Consider the following 17,545-nt stretch of genomic DNA (forward strand, 5'->3'; position numbering starts at 1 on the left):
CGGTGCACGCCGACATCACGGCACCGGGCGCCGGACTTCGGGTAGTCCCCGGCTGCGGTCACATCACGTCCCCGGGGCCTGTCAATACGAGCGGAGCCTGATGCTCGTTCACTGCGACTAGGAGATGAACATGTCAGCACGGAGCGCAGCCCCCGCGGCCGGACCTGGGCCGGGGGCGGCCGGGACAGCGGCCGGGGATTCCAGGCGGTGGCTGATCCTCACCGTCATCTGCACCGCCTACCTGATGATCACCCTCGACGTGACGGTGATGAACCTGGCGCTGCCGTCCGCCCAGGAGGCGCTGGACTTCTCCAACGCCGACAAGCAGTGGATCCTCACCGCCTACGCGCTCTGCTTCGGCAGCCTGCTGCTCTTCTGCGGGCGGCTCGCCGACCTCGTCGGCCGCAAGGAGACCTTCCTCATCGGCCTGAGCGGCTTCGCGATCGCCTCCGCCGTCGGCGGCGCCTCCACCAGCTTCGGCATGCTGGTCGCCGCCCGCGCCTGCCAGGGCGCCTTCGCCGCGCTGCTGGCGCCGACCGCCCTGTCGCTGCTCGCCACGACCTTCACCGACCCCAAGGAGCGCGGCAAGGCCTTCGGCGTCTTCAGCGCCGTCGCCGCCAGCGGCGGCGGCATAGGCCTGCTGATCGGCGGCGCACTGACCTCCGGCCTGTCCTGGCGCTGGTGCATGTACGTCAACCTGGTCTTCGCCGCCGTAGCGCTGGCCGGCGGGCTGATGCTGCTGGCCCGGCAGCCCAGGTCCGGCGCCAAGATGGACGTGCCCGGCGTGGTCGTGGTCTCCGGCGGCATGTTCTGCGTCGTCTACGGCTTCTCCAACGCCGCCACCCACAGCTGGCACGCGACCTCCACCTGGGCCGTCCTGGCGGCCGGCGGCGTCCTGCTGGTCACCTTCGCCTTCTGGATGTTCCGCGCACCGCAGCCGCTGCTGCCGCCCCGCGTCGTCCTGGACCGCAACCGCGGCGGCTCCTACGTGACCGCGCTGATCGTCGGCATGGGCAGCTTCGGCGTCCTGCTCTTCCTCATCTACTACATGCAGACCGACCTGGGCTACTCGGCGATCACCTCGGGTGTGGCGCTGCTGCCGATGGTCGTGGTCACCGCGGTGGCGAGCAACGTGGGCAACATCATCGTGATGCCCACGTTCGGCCCGCGGCCGCTGGTCGCAGGCGGCATGCTGATCAACGCCGGCGGCATGGCCTGGCTGACCCGTATCGGCCCCGACTCCTCGTACGCGGCGGCCCTGCTCGGCCCGACCGTCGTGATCGGCCTGGGCATGGGCCTGATCTACGCGGCGGCGCTGCGTACCGGCACCTCGGGGGTCGCACCGCAGGACGCGGGCATCGCCTCCGCCGCGATCAGCACCGGGCAGCAGCTCGGCGGCGCCATCGGCACCGCGCTGCTCAACACGATCGCGGCCAGCGCCGCCACCGACTACCTCAGCGGCCACGCGCACGGCAAGCCGAGCCCGGTGCAGATCCACCTGGCCACCATCCACGGGTACACCACCGTCTTCTGGTGGTGCACCGCCATCTTCGCCGCCGGTGCCGTCGTCTGCGGGGCGATGCTGCGCGGCGGCCCGCTGCCGGCGCCCGCGCACGGCCCCGGCGCCAAGAAGCCGGCCGTCCCGGCGGAAAAGGCCCGTTCCTGACACCTGGCTCCACCATCGAGGCGGCGGCGGGCCGCCCGGCACAGCGCCGGGCGGCCCGCCGCCGCTTTCCGCGCCGGCACCAAGCCGGCGCCAAGCAGGCGAACAGTCCGGGCCAAGCCGGCTGATCAATGCTGAGGCGCCTGGAGCAGTTGGGACAACTCGCCGGTCACCACCGTGACGGGCGGTTTCTCATGTGCGCCATGCCATCCATGCAATCAGATCACCCGAACCCGGAGGAGATGAGGCCAAGATGTGGCGTCTCAAAACGAGTCGGTTGCTGTTCGCCGGCGTGGCGGCGGCGACAGCACTCGTCGGCGTGGGTGCAGGACCCTCGGCAGGGGCGGAGGCCCACTCGGCCCACCACCCCGGCCATCTGACCAGCAACGCACCGGTCACCGTCGTGGCCAGTGGCCTGAACTCACCGCGGAGCCTGGTCTGGGGGCCGCGCGGACACCTCATCGTCTCCGAGGCCGGCGAAACCCCGCCGACCTGTGTGGGCACCGGCTTCCCGACCAAGTGCTTCGGCTTCACCGGTTCGCTCGCGGACGTCTCCTCGGGCACCCCGGTGCGGATCGTCGACGGCCTGGCGTCGAACTTCAACCAGGAGGAGGTGGTCGGCGCCAACGGCCTGACCTACTCCAACGGTCACCTGTACGTCCTGGAGACCGGTTCCGAGCAGCAGATCCCGGACACCATCCCGGCCGACCTCACCGCGCAGCTCACCAAGCAGTACGGCGGCCTGCTCAAGGTCTCCGGCACCTCGGTGCGCTCGGTCGCCAACGTCGGCTCCGTCGACTACGAGTGGACCGTCGCCCACAAGGACATGGGCAGCAGCTACCCCGAGTCCAACCCGTACGCGGTGACCAACAAGCCCGGTGGCGGCTTCTACACCGTCAACGCGGCCTCCAACACCCTGGACTCCGTGGACCGCTGGGGCAACGTCAAGGTCCTCAAGTGGATCCCGAAGACCTCGACCGGTGTGGACTCCGTCCCCTCCTGCGTCGCGGTCGGCCCGGACCAGTCGGTCTACGTCGGTGAGATCACCGGCAAGCCCAGCTCGAACACCGAGGCCAAGATCTTCAAGTACAACCCGCGCACCGGCGACCTGTCGGTGTGGCAGTCGGGCTTCAGCGCCATCAGCGGCTGCGGCTTCGGCGCCAACGGCGACTTCTACGTCACCGAGTTCGACACCACCGGCTTCCTGCCGACCGGTGACCCGATCGGCGACGTCATCCAGATCAACCACCACACCAACGAGCGCACCGTCCTGGCGTCGGGCAAGCTCTTCGCGCCCACCGGCTTCCTGGCCGGCCGCGACGGCTCGATCTACGTCGCCAGCAAGACGATGATGTGGCCCGCCTGCGACGACGCGCCGGCCTGCACCACGTCGTCGACCGTCACCGCACACGACGGAGAGATCATCAAGATCGGCTGACCCTGGCCGGTCACCTCCTGTTGCGGGCCGCGGCCGCGTGGCCCAAGGCCACGGGCCGCGGCCCGCAACGGGAACCGCACCATCCGTTCGCTGTGCCTGTGACCCGTGATCGGAGGACAAGAACGTGCGTGCTGGCATCTGGCTCATCGGCGCCCGCGGATCCGTCGCCACCACCAGCGTGGTCGGCGCCCTCGCGCTGCGCGCAGGACTGACAGACCCCGTGGGCTGCGCGACCGCCCACCCCGACATGAACAGCGCCGCACTTCCCGGCTTCGGCGACCTCCGGTTCGGCGGCCACGACGTGACCACGGGACCGCTGGCCAAGAAGGCCGAGCAGCTGGCCGCCGCCGGTGTCGTACCGGCCCGCCTGGTGCAGGCCGTCGCGTCCGAGCTGGACGAGGTCGACGCCGACCTGCGGCACGCCCCCGAGGGCGCCACCCAGGCCGAGACCGCCGCGCTCATCGCCCGCGACATCACCGACTTCCGCACCCGCCACGGACTGGACCGGGTCGTGGTGGTCAACGTCTCCTCCACCGAGGCCGCGCCCCCCGAGCACCCCGCGCACGGCAGTCTCGACGCGCTGGCCGCCGCCCTCGCCGAGCCCGGCGAGGTGCTGCCGCCCAGCTCGCTCTACGCCTACGCGGCCTTCACCGCCGGCTGCCCCTACGTGGACTTCACCCCCTCCACCGGCGCCCGGCTGCCCGCGCTGGCCGAACTCGCCGATCAGCAGGCCCTGCCGTACGGCGGGCACGACGGCAAGACCGGCGAGACGCTGCTGAAGTCGGTGCTCGCCCCGATGTTCGCCATGCGCAACCTGGCGGTACGCACCTGGTCCGGCGTCAACCTGCTCGGCGGCGGCGACGGCGCCAACCTCGTCGACCCGGGCGCCAACGCCGCCAAGTCCGTCAGCAAGCAGCGGGTGCTGCACGAGACCCTCGGCTACGCGCCGGAGGGCGACACCCGCATCGACTACGTCGCCGACATCGGCGACTTCAAGACCTCCTGGGACCTGGTCACCTTCGCCGGCTTCCTCGGCACCGGCATGTGCCTGCAGTTCACCTGGCAGGGCTGCGACTCCGCGCTCGCCGCCCCGCTCGTCCTGGACCTGGCCAGGATCACGCTGGCCGCGCACGAGGCGGGCCGCAGCGGGCCGCTGGAGCAGCTGGCGTACTTCTTCAAGGACCCGATGGGCGACGTCGACCACGCGCTGCACGCCCAGTGGGAGACGCTGCGCACCTTCGTCGGCGAGCTGAGCGCGGCCGGCGCGCCGAGCGGGCAGGCCGCCGAGGGCGGCGGCGGGCGGTGACCGGGCTGCGCGACCTCGCGGAGCTGGTCCGCGCGCCCGCAGCCCTGTCCGTACCCGGCGACGCCGTCGCAGGCGCCGCAGCCGCCGGTGTGCTGGGCACCAGGACGGCGGGGCTCGCCGCGTCCGCGGTGTGCCTGTACTGGGCGGGCATGGCCGCCAACGACTGGGCCGACCGCGAACTGGACGCCAAGGAGCGCCCCGAGCGGCCGATACCGTCCGGCCGCGTCCCCGCCGCCGCGGCCCTCGGCGTCGCCGCCGGCCTGAGCGCGGCAGGGCTCGCGCTCGCGGGCCTCGCCGGCGGCCGGCGGGCGCTCGCGGTGGCCGCACCGCTGACCGCGGCGGTGTGGGCGTACGACGTCCGCTTCAAGGGCACGGACGCGGGACCGGCCGCCATGGCCGCCTGCCGCGGCCTCGACGTCCTGCTCGGCGCGACCTCCCGCCCGGGCCGCTGGTGGCGTGCGGCCGTGCCCGCGCTGACGGTGGCCGCCCACACCTACACCGTCACCGCGCTGTCCCGCCGCGAGGTCAGCGGCGCAGGCCGCCGGCTGCCCGCGGCCACACTGGCCGCCACCGCGGGCGTCGCACTGGCCGCCTGCGAGATCCCGGCCGCCGCCCCCGTACTCCCGCAGCGGACCTGGCTGGCCCGCGGACTTGCCGGCTGGTACGCGGCCGGCTACGGGGCGCCGCAGGCCAGGGCGCTGGCCACCCCGGACGCCGCCAGTGTGCGGGCCGCGGTCGGCGCCGGGATCACCGGACTGCCCGCGCTCCAGGGCTCGCTGGTCGCCCGCTCCGGGGGAGTGCTGCCCGCCGCTGCCGTCGCCGCCTGCGCCCCGCTGGGCCGGGCACTGGCAAGGAGGATGTCACCGACATGAGCGTGCGCTTCGGCTACGGCACCAACGGCTTCGCCAACCACCGCCTGGAGGACGCCCTCACCATCATCGCCGACCTCGGCTACGAGGGTGTCGCCCTGACCCTGGACCACCAGCACCTCGACCCCTACGGCCCCGACCTGCCGCGCCGGATCGACGCCCTCGCGGCCCGGCTCGACCGGCTCGGGCTCGCCGTGGTCGTCGAGACCGGCGCCCGCTACCTGCTCGACCCCCGGCACAAGCACGCCCCGACCCTGCTGGACGACGAGCCCGCGCTGCGTCTTGACTTCCTGCGGCGGGCGGTGCGCATCGGGGCCGACCTCGGCGCCGAGGCCGTCTCCTTCTGGGCCGGGATCCGCCCCTCCGACGTGCCCGAGGCGGCGGCCTGGGACCGGCTGGTACGCGGCTGCGCCGAGATCACCGCGGCCGCGGACGCCGCCGGTGTGCTGCTGGGCTTCGAACCGGAACCCGGCATGCTCGTGCAGACCATCGACGACTGGTTCACCCTGCAGGGCCGGCTCGGCGCCCCCGACTGCTTCGGCCTGACCCTCGACATCGGGCACTGCCGCTGCATCGAGCCCTGGCCGGTGGCCGAGTGCGTGGCCAAGGCGGGCCCGCACCTGGTCAACGTGCAGATCGACGACATGCGCAGGGACGTCCACGAGCACCTGGAGTTCGGCACCGGCGAGGTCGACTTCCCCGCCGCGCTCGGCGCGCTGGCCGCCACCGGCTACGGCGGGCTCACCGCCGTGGAGCTGCCCCGGCACTCCCATGCCGCACCGGGCGTCGCCGCGTCGTCGCTGGCCTTCCTCACCGACGCACTGGCCACCGCCCGGGCCGCGGGCGCACACCGCGAAGCCAAGGAGGCCGCACGATGACCGCAGGACAGCTCGCCGACCTGCTCGACGGCCGGGTGGCCGACCCGGACTGGCTGGCCGGCGCGGTGGACCGGGTGGCGCGCGACCCCGACGCGCTCGCCGCCCTCTTCCCCGCGGCGGGCCGCCGCTGCGGCCGCGGCCCGCTGTCCGGGACCGCCCCGCGGTCCGAGACCGGCGGCACCGACCCGGCCGGCTGGACCGTGGACGACGCGGCCCGCGTCCTGCTGCTGACCGCCCTGCCGCTGAGCGGGGCCGCACTGGCCGAGCAGGTCGAGGCCGTGTACCGGTACGGCAGCGCCGACGAGAAGCGGGCGGTGCTGCGCGCGCTGCCGCTGCTGGACATCGGCGCCGGCGGCGTGGAGATCCTGCACGACGCGATCCGTACCAACGACACCCGGCTGGTCGCCGCAGCCGTCGGCCCCTACGCCCGCCACCTGGACGCGGCCATGTGGCGGCAGGCCGTGCTCAAGTGCGTCTTCATGGACATCCCGCTGACCGCGGTGGACGGGCTCGACCGCCGTGCCGACGGCGAACTGGGCCGGATGCTCGGCGACCTGGCCGACGAGCGGCGGGCCGCGGGCCGCACCATGCCCGCCGACGCCGACATCCTGCTGGCGCTCATCGGCGACCTGCCGCCCGAGGGATGACCACAGTCAAGGAACAACGCGAGGGGAAGGCAGGCTGATGCGCATCTTCGACCCGCACATCCACATGACCTCACGCACCACCGACGACTACGAGCGCATGGCGGCCGCCGGGGTGCGGGCGCTGGTCGAGCCGGCCTTCTGGCTCGGCCAGCCGCGTACCAACGCGGGCGCCTTCACCGACTACTTCGACTCGCTGATCGGCTGGGAGCCCTTCCGCGCGGCCCAGTTCGGCATCCGCCACCACTGCACCATCGGCCTGAACCCCAAGGAGGCCAACGACCCGCGCTGCCGCGAGGTGCTCGGCCTGCTGCCCCGCTACCTGGCCAAGGACGGCGTCGTCGCGGTCGGCGAACTCGGCTACGACTCCATGACGCCCGAGGAGGACGAGGTCTTCGCGGCGCAACTCGCCCTCGCCGTCGAGCACGAGCTGCCCGCCCTGGTCCACACCCCGCACCGCGACAAGCACCGCGGCACCCTGCGCACCCTGGACGTCGTCAAGGAGTCCGGCATCGACGCCGGCATGGTCGTCGTGGACCACCTCAACGAGGTGACCGTCGGCTCGGTCGCCGGCAGCGGCTGCTGGATGGGCTTCTCCATCTACCCCGGCACCAAGATGTCACCCGACCGGATGGCCGCGGTGCTGCGCGAGTACGGCCCCGAGCGGATGCTGGTCAACTCCGCCGCCGACTGGGGCCGCAGCGACCCGCTGCTGACCCTGGCCACCGGGCAGGCCATGCTGGCGGCCGGCTTCGGCGACGACGACGTCGACCGGGTGCTGTGGCGCAACCCCGTCGAGTTCTACGCCCAGTCCGGGCGGCTCGACCTGTCCGCGACCGACGGGCAGCCCGCGGCCTTCGCCGGCAACTCCATCGCCCGCGGGGGCAACTGATGCGGCTGCGGCACCGCGACGGGCAGACCGTCCACCTCGGCTACTGCACCAACGTCCACGCCGGCGAGCAGCTCGCGGAGATCGTCGGCCAGCTGGACACCTACGCGGTCACCGCCCGCCGCATGCTCGGCGGCGACCTGCTCGGCGTCGGGCTGTGGCTGGCCGCGCCCGTCGCCGCCCAGCTCGCCGCCGACCCCGGGCAGGTCGAGCAGCTGCGGCACGACCTGGAGGCGCGCGGCCTGGAAGTGGTCACCCTCAACGGCTTCCCCTACCGCTCCTTCCACGCCCCCGTCGTCAAGCACGCCGTCTACCAGCCGGACTGGCTGACCGACGCGCGCATGGACTACACCGCGGACCTGGCCCTGGTGCTCGCCGGGCTGCTCCCCGACGACGCCGCCCGCGGCTCGGTCTCCACCCTGCCGCTGGCCTGGCGCACCCCCTGGACCGCCGAGCACCGGGACGCGGGCCGCAGGCGGCTGGCCGAACTCGCCGACCGGCTCGCCGCGGTGCACGACCGCACCGGGCGCCTGGTGCGGGTCGGCTTCGAGGCCGAGCCCGGCTGCGTCATGGAGACCACCGGGCAGCTCGCCGCGGAACTGGCCGGCGCCGACACCCGCTACCTGGGGGTGTGCCTGGACCTGGCGCACCTGGCCTGCGCCTGGGAGGAGCCCGCGGCCGCGCTCGCCCGGCTGGCCGCGGTGGGCCTTCCGGTGGTCAAGGTGCAGGTGTCCGCGGCACTCCAGGCCGAGGACCCGCAGGACCCGGCCACCGCCGCGGCGCTGCGCCGCTACGCCGAGCCCCGCTTCCTGCACCAGACCCGCTCGGCGGCAGGCCCGGCCGCCGACGACCTCGCCGAGGCCCTCGACGCCGACCTGCCAGGGCCGCTGCGGGTCCACTACCACGTGCCGGTGCACGCCGCCCCGCAGCCGCCGCTGCGCTCCACCACCGGCGTGCTGCGCAGCGCGCTGGCCGAACTCGTCGGCGGCGAGCAGGCCGTGTGCGACCACCTGGAGGTGGAGACGTACACCTGGAACGTGCTCCCGCCGGGGCAGCGCCCCGAGGGACCCGACCGGCTCGCCGAGGGCATCGCCGCCGAACTCGCCTTCACCCGGGGCGAACTGCACGCCCTGGGCCTGCGCGACCAACCCGTGAGGGAGATGACCCGGTGAACCGACCACCGACCCCGCTCGTCGTCCTCGACGTCGTCGGGCTGACCCCGCGGCTGCTGCGGCACATGCCGCGGCTCGCCTCGATCGCCGACACCGGCTGGCAGTCCGGGCTCACCCCGGTGCTGCCCGCCGTCACCTGCTCGGTGCAGGCCACCCTGCTCACCGGCGCACCGCCGAGCGAGCACGGCATCGTCGGCAACGGCTGGTACTTCCGCGACCTCGGCGAAGTCCTGCTGTGGCGGCAGCACAACAAGCTCATGGGCGGCGACAAGCTGTGGGACGCGGCCCGCCGCGAGCACCCCGGCTACACCGTCGCCAACATCTGCTGGTGGTACGCGATGGGCGCCGACACCGACTGGACGGTCACCCCGCGCCCCATCTACTACGCCGACGGCCGCAAGGAACCCGACTGTTACACCGACCCGCCCGAGCTGCACGACGAACTGACCGCGGCCCTCGGCCCCTTCCCGCTGTTCACCTACTGGGGACCCACCGCGGGACTGCCCTCGTCCGCGTGGATCGCCGGCGCCGCGCAGCAGGTCATGGCCAGGCACGACCCCGACCTGACGCTGGTCTACGTCCCGCACCTGGACTACGACCTGCAGCGCTTCGGCCCCTCGGGTCCGCAGGCCGCGGCCGCCGCCGCCGAACTGGACGCGGTGCTCGCCCCGCTGCTCGACCACGCACGCGAGCGCGGCGCGACCGTCGTCGCCCTGTCCGAGTACGGCATCACGCGGGCCACCCGCCCGGTCGACGTCAACCGGCTGCTGCGCCGCGAGGGCCTGCTGCGGGTCCACACCCAGGACGGCATGGAGTACCTGGACCCGTGGACCTCACGGGCCTTCGCCGTCGCCGACCACCAGGTCGCGCACGTCTACGTCGACGACCCCGCCGACCTGCCGCTGGTCCGCAAGCTGTGCGCGGAGCTGCCCGGCGTCGCCGAGGTGCTCGGCGAGCAGGAGAAGGCGGCGTACGGCCTGGACCACGAGCGGGCCGGCGAACTGGTCCTGGTCGCCGAGGACGACGCGTGGTTCACGTACTACTACTGGCTGGACGACGCCCGCGCCCCGGACTTCGCCCGGCTGGTGGAGATCCACCGCAAACCCGGCTACGACCCCGCCGAGCTGTTCTTCGACCCGGCCGCCCCTGCCGCGGCCAAGCGCAGGGCGGGTGTGGCGCTGGCCCGCAAGAAGCTCGGCATGCGCTACCTGATGAGCGCCATCGGCCTGGACGCCGGCGCCGCCGCCGTCCGCGGCAGCCACGGACGGCTGCCCGCCGACCCGCAGGACGGCCCCGTCCTGCTGTGCTCGCAGCCGTACGGCGCCCGCGAGCGGTACCGGGCCACCGAGGTCAAGCAGCTGCTGCTCGACCTCGCCTCGCGGTAGCCGCGGGCTGCACCTCGCCTCGCGGCGGCCGCGGCCACCGCGAGGCTCCGGCGTCACACCCCGGCCGCACCGGTCAGGGTGTGACGACCACCGGCTTTCCCGTCGCGCCCTCGTCGCCCGCCTCCTCGGCCAGCCGCATGGCCTCGTCGATCAGCGTCTCCACGATCTTCGACTCGGGCACCGTCGCGACGACCTTGCCCTTGACGAAGATCTGCCCCTTGCCGTTGCCAGAGGCCACACCGAGGTCCGCGTCGCGCGCCTCGCCGGGGCCGTTGACGACGCAGCCCATCACCGCGACCCGCAGCGGCACTTCGAGCCCGTCAAGACCCGCGGTGACCTCCTCGGCCAGCTTGTAGACGTCGACCTGCGCCCGGCCGCAGGAGGGGCAGGAGACGATCTCCAGCCGGCGCTGGCGCAGGTTCAGCGACTCCAGGATCGCGATGCCGACCTTGGCCTCCTCGGCGGGCGGCGCCGACAGCGACACCCGGATGGTGTCGCCGATGCCCTCGGCCAGCAGCACCCCGAAGGCCACCGAGGACTTCACCGTGCCCTGGAAGAACGGCCCGGCCTCGGTCACCCCCAGGTGCAGCGGGTAGTCGCAGGCCGCCGCGAGCTTGCGGTAGGCCGAGACCATCACCACCGGGTCGTGGTGCTTGACGGAGATCTTGATGTCGCGGAAGCCGTGCTCCTCGAACAGCGAGCACTCCCACAGCGCCGACTCCACCAGCGCGTCGGGCGTGGCGCTGCCGTGCTTGGCCAGCAGCCGCTTGTCCAGCGAACCGGCGTTGACGCCGATCCTGATCGGCACCTGCGCGTCGGCCGCGGCCTTCGCGATCTCGGCGACCTTGTCGTCGAACTCCTTGATGTTGCCCGGGTTCACCCGGACCGCCGCGCATCCCGCGTCGATCGCCGCGAAGACGTACCGGGGCTGGAAGTGGATGTCGGCGATCACCGGGATCTGCGACTTGCGGGCGATCTGCGGCAGCGCCTCCGCGTCATCGGCGGACGGCACCGCCACCCGTACGATCTGGCAGCCGGACGCGGTCAGTTCGGCGATCTGCTGGAGCGTGGCGTTCACGTCCGCGGTCACCGTCGTGGTCATCGACTGCACGCTCACCGGCGCCCCGCCGCCCACCAGCACGGCGCGGTCGTCGTGGCCCAGCTTCAGCTGCCGGCTCACCCGGCGCGGGGCGAGGGTCGGGGGTATCTGGGGTATGCCGAGATCCACCATCTGTGATCATCCTCTCCGTTCGGTCGTGCCGGGCCGGCCACATCGGGTGCCCCGCCCCCTCTTTCCTGTGCGCCGTCAGCGGTCCCGGTAGGCCACCTGCGTGGCCATCTCGCCGAGCCGCTCCCGCCAGCCGTCCGCCAGCGGCGCCGCGTCCAGTGCCGTACGGGCGGTCGTCACCAGCTCGTCGATCCGCTTCTCGATCTCCTCGCGCACCCCGGAGGCCAGCAGCGCCGCACGCAGCGCCGCCGGGTCGAAGTCGCCTTCCGCGCCCTGCTCCAGCAGCCGTGCCACCTCGGCGTCCTCGGTGGCCGCCAGCGCCAGCAGCAGGTTCATCTTGTGCTCGCTGACGTCGAGCCCGGCGGGCTTGCCGGTCGCCGCCGAGTCGCCGAACGCGTCCAGCAGGTCGTCGCGCAGCTGGAAGGCCTCGCCGGCCGCGAGCCCGTACGCCTCGAAGGCCTTCTGCAGGTCGTCGCGCCCGGCCAGGGCCGCGCCGAGCGACAGCGGGCGCTGGATGGTGTACCGGCCGGACTTGCCCACCGCGATCCAGCGCGCCAGGTCGGCGTCCGGCACGGCCTCGGCGGCCAGCGCGATGTCCAGGTGCTGGCCGACCAGCATCTCGGTGCCCAGGTGCATCCAGATCGCCCGGGCGTGCGCGGGCAGCCCGCCGGCCAGCCGGTGGGCGTAGCCGAAGGCCAGGTCGCCGGCCAGGATCGCCACGCCTTCGCCGAAGCGGCGGGCCTCGCCGGCCCAGCCGGACTCCTCGTGGACGGCCGCGTGCCTGGCGTGCACGGTCGGCTCGCCGCGCCGGGTGGGGGAGTTGTCCAGCACGTCGTCGTGGATGAGGGCGTGCGCGTGCAGCAGTTCCAGGCCCGCGGCCGCCGCGACGACCGCGTCCACGCCCTCGGCGTCCTCCAGGGTGCCGCCCGCGGCCAGGTAGCCGGAGATGCAGAAGGTCGGGCGCAGCCGCTTGCCGCCCGCCGCGACCAGTTCCCTGACCGCCTCGACCGGCACCGCGGCGCGCGCGTCGACCGCGCCCCAGTGGGCGATCTCGGCGGACAGCAGCTCCTCGATCCTGGCGCTGACCTGCTCCAGCAGTTCCGCGGTCGCGTCGACGGCCCGCGCCGCGGGCGGCTCCAGGCCCAGCGGCGGCCGGAAGACCACCGTCTCGACCGCGGTGACCTCGGTCTCGACGTCGGCGTAGCCCAGTTCGGCGAGCCGCTGCACGACCTGCTCCACCAGGAGTTCCGGCGCGCTGGCGCCGGCGCTCAGGCCCACGGTGCCGACCCCGGCCAGCCAGTCGGGGTCCAGGTGCCCGGCGTCGGGCAGCAGATACGCCCGGGTGCCGGCGTCCTCGGCGACCTCCACCATCCGCACGGTGTTGCTGGAGTTGGCCGAGCCGACCACCAGCACCAGGTCGCTGCGGGCGGCGATCGACTTCACCGAGTTCTGCCGGTTCTGGCTGGCGTAGCAGACGTCGTCGGTGCCGGGACCGGTCAGGCGGGGGAAGCGCTCGTGCAGGATCCCGACGATCTCCTCGGTGTCGTCGAGGGAGAGCGTGGTCTGGGTGAGGTAACTGACGTCGGCGTCCGCGGGCAGGTCCAGCTGCCTGGCCTCGTCCGCGTCCTGCACGATGACCGTGCGGTCGGGCGCCTCGCCGAAGGTGCCCTCGATCTCCTCGTGGTCGGCGTGCCCGACCAGGATCAGGGTGCGCCCGTCGCGGGCGTACCTGCGCGCCTCCTGGTGGACCTTCGCCACCAGCGGGCACGTCGCGTCGATGACGGTCAGGTTGCGTTCGGCCGCGTTGCCGCGCACCTGGGGGGAGACGCCGTGCGCGGAGAAGATGCACACCGCGCCGTCCGGAACCTCGGTCTCGGAGTCGACGAAGACCGCGCCGCGCCCCTCCAGTTCGCGCACCACGTGCTCGTTGTGCACGATCTGCTTGCGTACGTAGACGGGGGCCCCGTGCAGCTCGAGCGCGCGCTCCACGATCTCAATGGCCCTGCGCACACCGGCGCAGAAGCCGCGCGGCTCTGCCAGAATGACCTTCTTGCCGCCCGATTGCCGCCTGTTGTCCAGTGTGGTAGCCATATGGAAAAGGGTGCGGAACCGCGGGGGCGAACACAAGGATCCCGGTGGGGCAGATTATTGTCACGCCGTCACAATGAGGTGCCCGCAAAGCAGCCGTGCAGCCCGGCTTCTGCGACTGTTCATCGAGTTGGCGGTGGCTTGGCGTCCTGCGGGACCGACGTTCGGGAAGCCGTGTGCCGGGAGGCCTGTGATGCCTATCGGAACGGCTGTGACCTGCGCTGACCTGATCACCCGGGCATTCTGCGCGCCCTCCCAAGTCGCCACCAAGCCGATCGCAAGTTAAATGGGCAACGATATGGCGTACTGCGTCGGGATGTTTCGGGGAAATCTCAACCCACAGAAGGCGGATGCCAGGTATGGCAACTCTGTGCAAGCCAGCGGTGAGCGTGCCGGAATACGTCATCACCATGGAAGACACCCTTGAATTCGCCAAGAAGGTGCACAAGGGAAAGCCACAGCTTCCGTTGGCGCTTCGACTGATCCAGAAGACCGGGGTCAGGAAGCGGCATATCGTCCAGCCCATCGAGAAGACCCTTCTCCACCCGGGCTTCGAGGAGCGGAACCGGATCTACGAGCTGGAGTCCAAGAAGAGGTGCCCTGAGGTCATCGAGAACGCACTGGCCAACGCCGGCCTGACGGCACAGGACATCGACGCCATCATCTACGTGTCCTGCACCGGCTTCATGATGCCGTCGCTGACCGCGTGGCTCATCAACACGATGGGCTTCCGCTACGACACCCGGCAGATCCCCATCGCGCAGCTGGGCTGCGCCGCGGGCGGCGCCGCGATCAACCGCGCCTTCGACTTCTGCGAGGCGCACCCGGACTCCAACGTCCTGATCGTCTCCTGCGAACTGTGCTCGCTGTGCTACCAGCCGGTCGACGACAACGTCGGCTCGCTGCTGTCCGACGGCCTGTTCGGCGACGCGGTCGCCGCCGCGGTCGTCCGCGGCAACGGCGGCACCGGGGTGCGCCTGGAGCGCAACGCCTCCTACCTGATCCCCAACACCGAGGACTGGATCTCCTACGCGGTCCGCTCCACCGGCTTCCACTTCCAGCTGGACCGCCGGGTGCCCGGCACCATGGAGCCGCTCGCGCCCATCCTGCGCCAGCTCGCGGCCGACCACGGCTGGAACGTCGCCAACCTGGACTTCTACATCATCCACGCCGGCGGCCCGCGCATCCTCGACGACCTGTGCAAGTACCTCAACGTCGACCGCGGCATGTTCCGGCACAGCTGGTCCACCCTCAGCGAGTACGGGAACATCGCCAGCGCCGTCGTACTCGAAGCGCTGCGCAGGCTGTTCGAGGAGGACGAGATGCTGCCCGGCGGCAGCGGGATCATCGCCGGCTTCGGCCCGGGCATCACCGCCGAGATGGCGGTGGGCAGCTGGGTCACCGACGTACCGCGCAGCCGGCAGGCGACACCGATCGCCGCTTCCGCGACCCCCCTGGTGTGACGCGCGCACTGCCCCGCGCACCGCGTTCGCGCCCGCCGCGTCCGCGCACACCGGGTTCCGAGGCGTCGTCACGCGCGCTCGGCAAGCCGCATGTTCGTCCCGACCGCAGGTCCGCCCCCGGGCCGCAGGTCTCCGCAAGCGTCGCCGGAGGTGGCCACGTTGGACCCGATCCCCTTGGTTCACGCGAGTTTGGGCAAGCAGGAACTGGCCGCTGTCGAGGAGGTGTTCGCCTCCGAGTGGACGGCAGGCCAGGGGCCGCGCGGCAAGGCCCTGGAGAAGGAGCTTGCCGAGCGCTACGGCGTCGCTGACGCCGTCACCCTCAGCAGCTGCGCCGCCGCCCTGCACCTGGCGCTGCTCGCACTGGGCGTGGGACCCGGCGACGAGGTGATCGTCGCCGACTACACCTTCCCCGCCCCCGCGCACGCCGCCCGTTACGTCGGCGCCGTCCCGGTCTTCGCCGACGCGCGCCCCGACACCGGCACGGTCGACCCGCAGGCGGTGGCCGACCTGATCGGCCCCCGCACCGTCGGGGTGATCGCCGTCGACACCGTCGGCCTGCCCGCCGACTACGCAGAACTCGAAGCACTCACCGGGCGGCACGGGCTCTTCCTCATCGAGGACGCCGCCTGCGCGGTCGGCGCCACCTACCGGGGCCGCCCGGCCGGCGCACTGGCACCGATCGGCGCGCTGTCCTTCCACGGCCGCAAAGGCATCACCAGCGGCGAGGGCGGCGCGCTGCTCGCCGCCGACCCGGCGATCGGCGCCGACGTGCGGCTGCGGTCGTCCTTCGGCATCGGCAGCATCTTCGACAAGTCGCAGACCATCGGCCTGCCGATCCCGGAGTTCACCGAGGTCGGCTACAACTACAAGCTCTCCGACATCGCCGCCGCGATCCTGCAGGTCCAGCTGGGCCGGATCGAGGAGCTGCTGGAGCGCCGCAACGCGGTCGCCGCCCGGTACGCGGAACTGCTCGGCGGCGAGGAGCTGCTGACGCTGCCGCACGTCCCGGACGACCGCACCCACGCCTGGCAGTCCTACCTCGTCGCCCTGGACCCGGGCGTGGACCGGGCCGGCGTCGCCGCGGAGCTGCGCGGCCAGGGCATCGGCTGCGGGCACGGCACCTGGGCCAGCCACACCCAGCCGGTCTACGAGGCCAAGCAGACCTGCCCGGTCTCCGCCGACCTCTTCGCCCGGCAGCTCGCCATCCCCATGCACGCGGAGCTGACCGTGGACCAGGCCGAGCGGGTCTCGCACGCCCTGCGCACCGCCCTGCGCAACCACTCGGTACGGCGGCCGTCCGCCGTACCGGCGACCTCCACCGACAGCGCAAACCAGGAAGGTGCGTCATGACCAGCAGCCAGCAGCCGACCTCCGATCGGATCATGCGGCTCATCACCGGCTACTGGGCCACCGGCATCGTCGGCGCCGCATCCAGCCACTCCGTCTTCACCCACCTCGAAGGCGGCGCCACCACCGCCGAGCAGGTCGCCGAGCGGGCGGCGATCTCGCTGCGCGGCGCGCAGGCGCTGCTGGACGGCCTGGTCAGCCTCGGCCTGGTCGAGCAGCAGGACGGCGGCTACCGCAACTCCGCCGAGGCGTCGGCCTTCCTGGTCGAGGGCAGCCCCGACTGCCTGACCGGCTTCGCCAAGCTCAAGGCCGGTCACATGGCCTCGCTCACCAACCTGCCCGAGGTCGTCAAGGTCGGCGGCCCGCTGACCGACGCCGTCGTCGAGGTCGCCGACAACCCGCACTGGGAGGAGCTGGTCCAGGCACTGGCCGCCCAGTCCGTGCCGGTGGCCCGCACCGCGGCCGACACCCTGAAGATCGCCGACGCCGGCGAGATCTCCATCCTCGACATCGGCGGCGGCTCGGGCATCTACTCGGGCACCTGGCTGGAACGCAACCCCGCGGCCCGCGCCACCCAGCTGGACTGGGCGCCGATCAACGCCATCGCCCGCCGGCTGCTCGGCGAGCGGGGCGTCGGCGACCGCGTCACCTACGTCGACGGCGACTTCCACACCACGGAACTGGGCGCCCCGGGCACGTACGACGTCGTCGTCTACTCCAACATCGCGCACCAGGAGGGGCCGGACGACAACATGGCCCTGTTCTCCCGGGTGCGCAGCGTCCTCAAGCCCGGCGGCACCCTGGTGGTCTCCGACTACGTCGTGGACGACGACCGCAGCGGTCCGCCGTACCCGCTGACCTTCGCCAACGAGATGCTGCTCAAGAGCCGGCACGGCAGCACCTGGCGGCGGGCCGACTACCACGGGTGGCTCAGCAAGACCGGCTACGACGACATCACCTTCCAGACCACGCTGTCGCCGACCACCCTGATCTTCGCCCGCTAGGGCGCGTCCGCAAAGTCGCGTCGTCCGCCCAAAGGGCGGGGCCGGCGGGGTCTGGTGCGTGCGATCGCAAGGCGGAGGGTCGTCCTCGTAGTGGGCCTACTCGGACGAGCCCGACAACGCAGCGAGCGCGCGTGCCAGGCGCCGTCGGCCAGACGGGACTTTGCGGACACG

The 17,545-nt window shown here is 72.7% G+C and carries 14 protein-coding genes; 12 read left to right on the top strand and 2 right to left on the bottom strand.

Going from position 1 to position 17,545, the window contains the following annotated elements:
• Window positions 1-130: 130 nt before the first annotated feature.
• From JT723_RS05440 to JT723_RS05480, 9 genes are all read left to right on the top strand, one after another.
• Entirely contained in the window at window positions 131-1,666 is a 1,536-nt protein-coding gene (locus tag JT723_RS05440) for an MFS transporter (RefSeq protein ID WP_205043326.1), read from the top strand.
• 250 nt (window positions 1,667-1,916) lie between these two features.
• Entirely contained in the window at window positions 1,917-3,101 is a 1,185-nt protein-coding gene (locus tag JT723_RS05445; protein WP_205043327.1) for a ScyD/ScyE family protein, read from the top strand.
• Between the two features lie 124 nt (window positions 3,102-3,225).
• Window positions 3,226-4,407 (top strand): inositol-3-phosphate synthase, encoded by a 1,182-nt coding sequence (locus JT723_RS05450; RefSeq protein WP_205043328.1) that lies wholly within the window; start codon window positions 3,226-3,228, stop codon window positions 4,405-4,407.
• Window positions 4,404-5,279 (top strand): SCO3242 family prenyltransferase, encoded by an 876-nt coding sequence (locus JT723_RS05455; protein WP_205043329.1) that lies wholly within the window; start codon window positions 4,404-4,406, stop codon window positions 5,277-5,279. The genes JT723_RS05450 and JT723_RS05455 overlap by 4 nt, the downstream gene beginning before the upstream one ends.
• On the top strand, window positions 5,276-6,154 hold the full coding sequence (locus JT723_RS05460; RefSeq protein ID WP_205043330.1) for a sugar phosphate isomerase/epimerase family protein: 879 nt from the start codon (window positions 5,276-5,278) through the stop codon (window positions 6,152-6,154). The genes JT723_RS05455 and JT723_RS05460 overlap by 4 nt, the downstream gene beginning before the upstream one ends.
• Window positions 6,151-6,801 carry an EboA domain-containing protein gene (locus tag JT723_RS05465; RefSeq protein WP_205043331.1) on the top strand — a complete coding sequence of 217 codons (651 nt, stop codon included), beginning with the start codon at window positions 6,151-6,153 and terminating at the stop codon, window positions 6,799-6,801. The genes JT723_RS05460 and JT723_RS05465 overlap by 4 nt, the downstream gene beginning before the upstream one ends.
• A gap of 37 nt (window positions 6,802-6,838) precedes the next feature.
• Entirely contained in the window at window positions 6,839-7,690 is an 852-nt protein-coding gene (locus JT723_RS05470) for a TatD family hydrolase (protein WP_205043332.1), read from the top strand.
• Window positions 7,690-8,859, top strand: coding sequence for a metabolite traffic protein EboE (gene eboE / locus JT723_RS05475; RefSeq protein WP_205043333.1), 1,170 nt, complete (start codon window positions 7,690-7,692; stop codon window positions 8,857-8,859). Before JT723_RS05470 ends, eboE begins: the two co-directional genes overlap by 1 nt.
• On the top strand, window positions 8,856-10,244 hold the full coding sequence (locus JT723_RS05480; protein ID WP_205043334.1) for an alkaline phosphatase family protein: 1,389 nt from the start codon (window positions 8,856-8,858) through the stop codon (window positions 10,242-10,244). The genes eboE and JT723_RS05480 overlap by 4 nt, the downstream gene beginning before the upstream one ends.
• 73 nt (window positions 10,245-10,317) lie before the next feature.
• Here JT723_RS05480 and ispG read toward each other — a convergent pair whose 3' ends face one another.
• The gene (ispG, locus tag JT723_RS05485) at window positions 10,318-11,475 is read right to left on the bottom strand and encodes a flavodoxin-dependent (E)-4-hydroxy-3-methylbut-2-enyl-diphosphate synthase (RefSeq protein ID WP_205043335.1); all 1,158 of its coding nucleotides are present in this window, start codon (window positions 11,473-11,475) and stop codon (window positions 10,318-10,320) included.
• Between the two features lie 75 nt (window positions 11,476-11,550).
• On the bottom strand, window positions 11,551-13,563 hold the full coding sequence (gene ispH / locus JT723_RS05490; RefSeq protein ID WP_205043336.1) for a 4-hydroxy-3-methylbut-2-enyl diphosphate reductase: 2,013 nt from the start codon (window positions 13,561-13,563) through the stop codon (window positions 11,551-11,553).
• Window positions 13,564-13,889: 326 nt separating this feature from the next.
• On the opposite strand from ispH, the gene JT723_RS05495 reads away from it, so the two are divergent.
• The 3 genes from JT723_RS05495 (at window position 13,890) to JT723_RS05505 (ending at window position 17,374) form a co-directional block, all read left to right on the top strand.
• Complete coding sequence (locus tag JT723_RS05495; protein WP_265934412.1) at window positions 13,890-15,023, top strand: type III polyketide synthase; 1,134 nt, start codon at window positions 13,890-13,892, stop codon at window positions 15,021-15,023.
• 159 nt (window positions 15,024-15,182) lie between these two features.
• Window positions 15,183-16,373: a DegT/DnrJ/EryC1/StrS family aminotransferase gene (locus JT723_RS05500; RefSeq protein WP_205043338.1), complete on the top strand. Its 1,191-nt coding sequence runs from the start codon at window positions 15,183-15,185 to the stop codon at window positions 16,371-16,373.
• Window positions 16,370-17,374, top strand: coding sequence for a class I SAM-dependent methyltransferase (locus tag JT723_RS05505; protein WP_240165145.1), 1,005 nt, complete (start codon window positions 16,370-16,372; stop codon window positions 17,372-17,374). The genes JT723_RS05500 and JT723_RS05505 overlap by 4 nt, the downstream gene beginning before the upstream one ends.
• Window positions 17,375-17,545 lie beyond the last annotated feature (171 nt).

The sequence above is a fragment of the Actinacidiphila bryophytorum genome (assembly GCF_016916835.1).
Classification (GTDB): domain Bacteria; phylum Actinomycetota; class Actinomycetes; order Streptomycetales; family Streptomycetaceae; genus Actinacidiphila; species Actinacidiphila bryophytorum.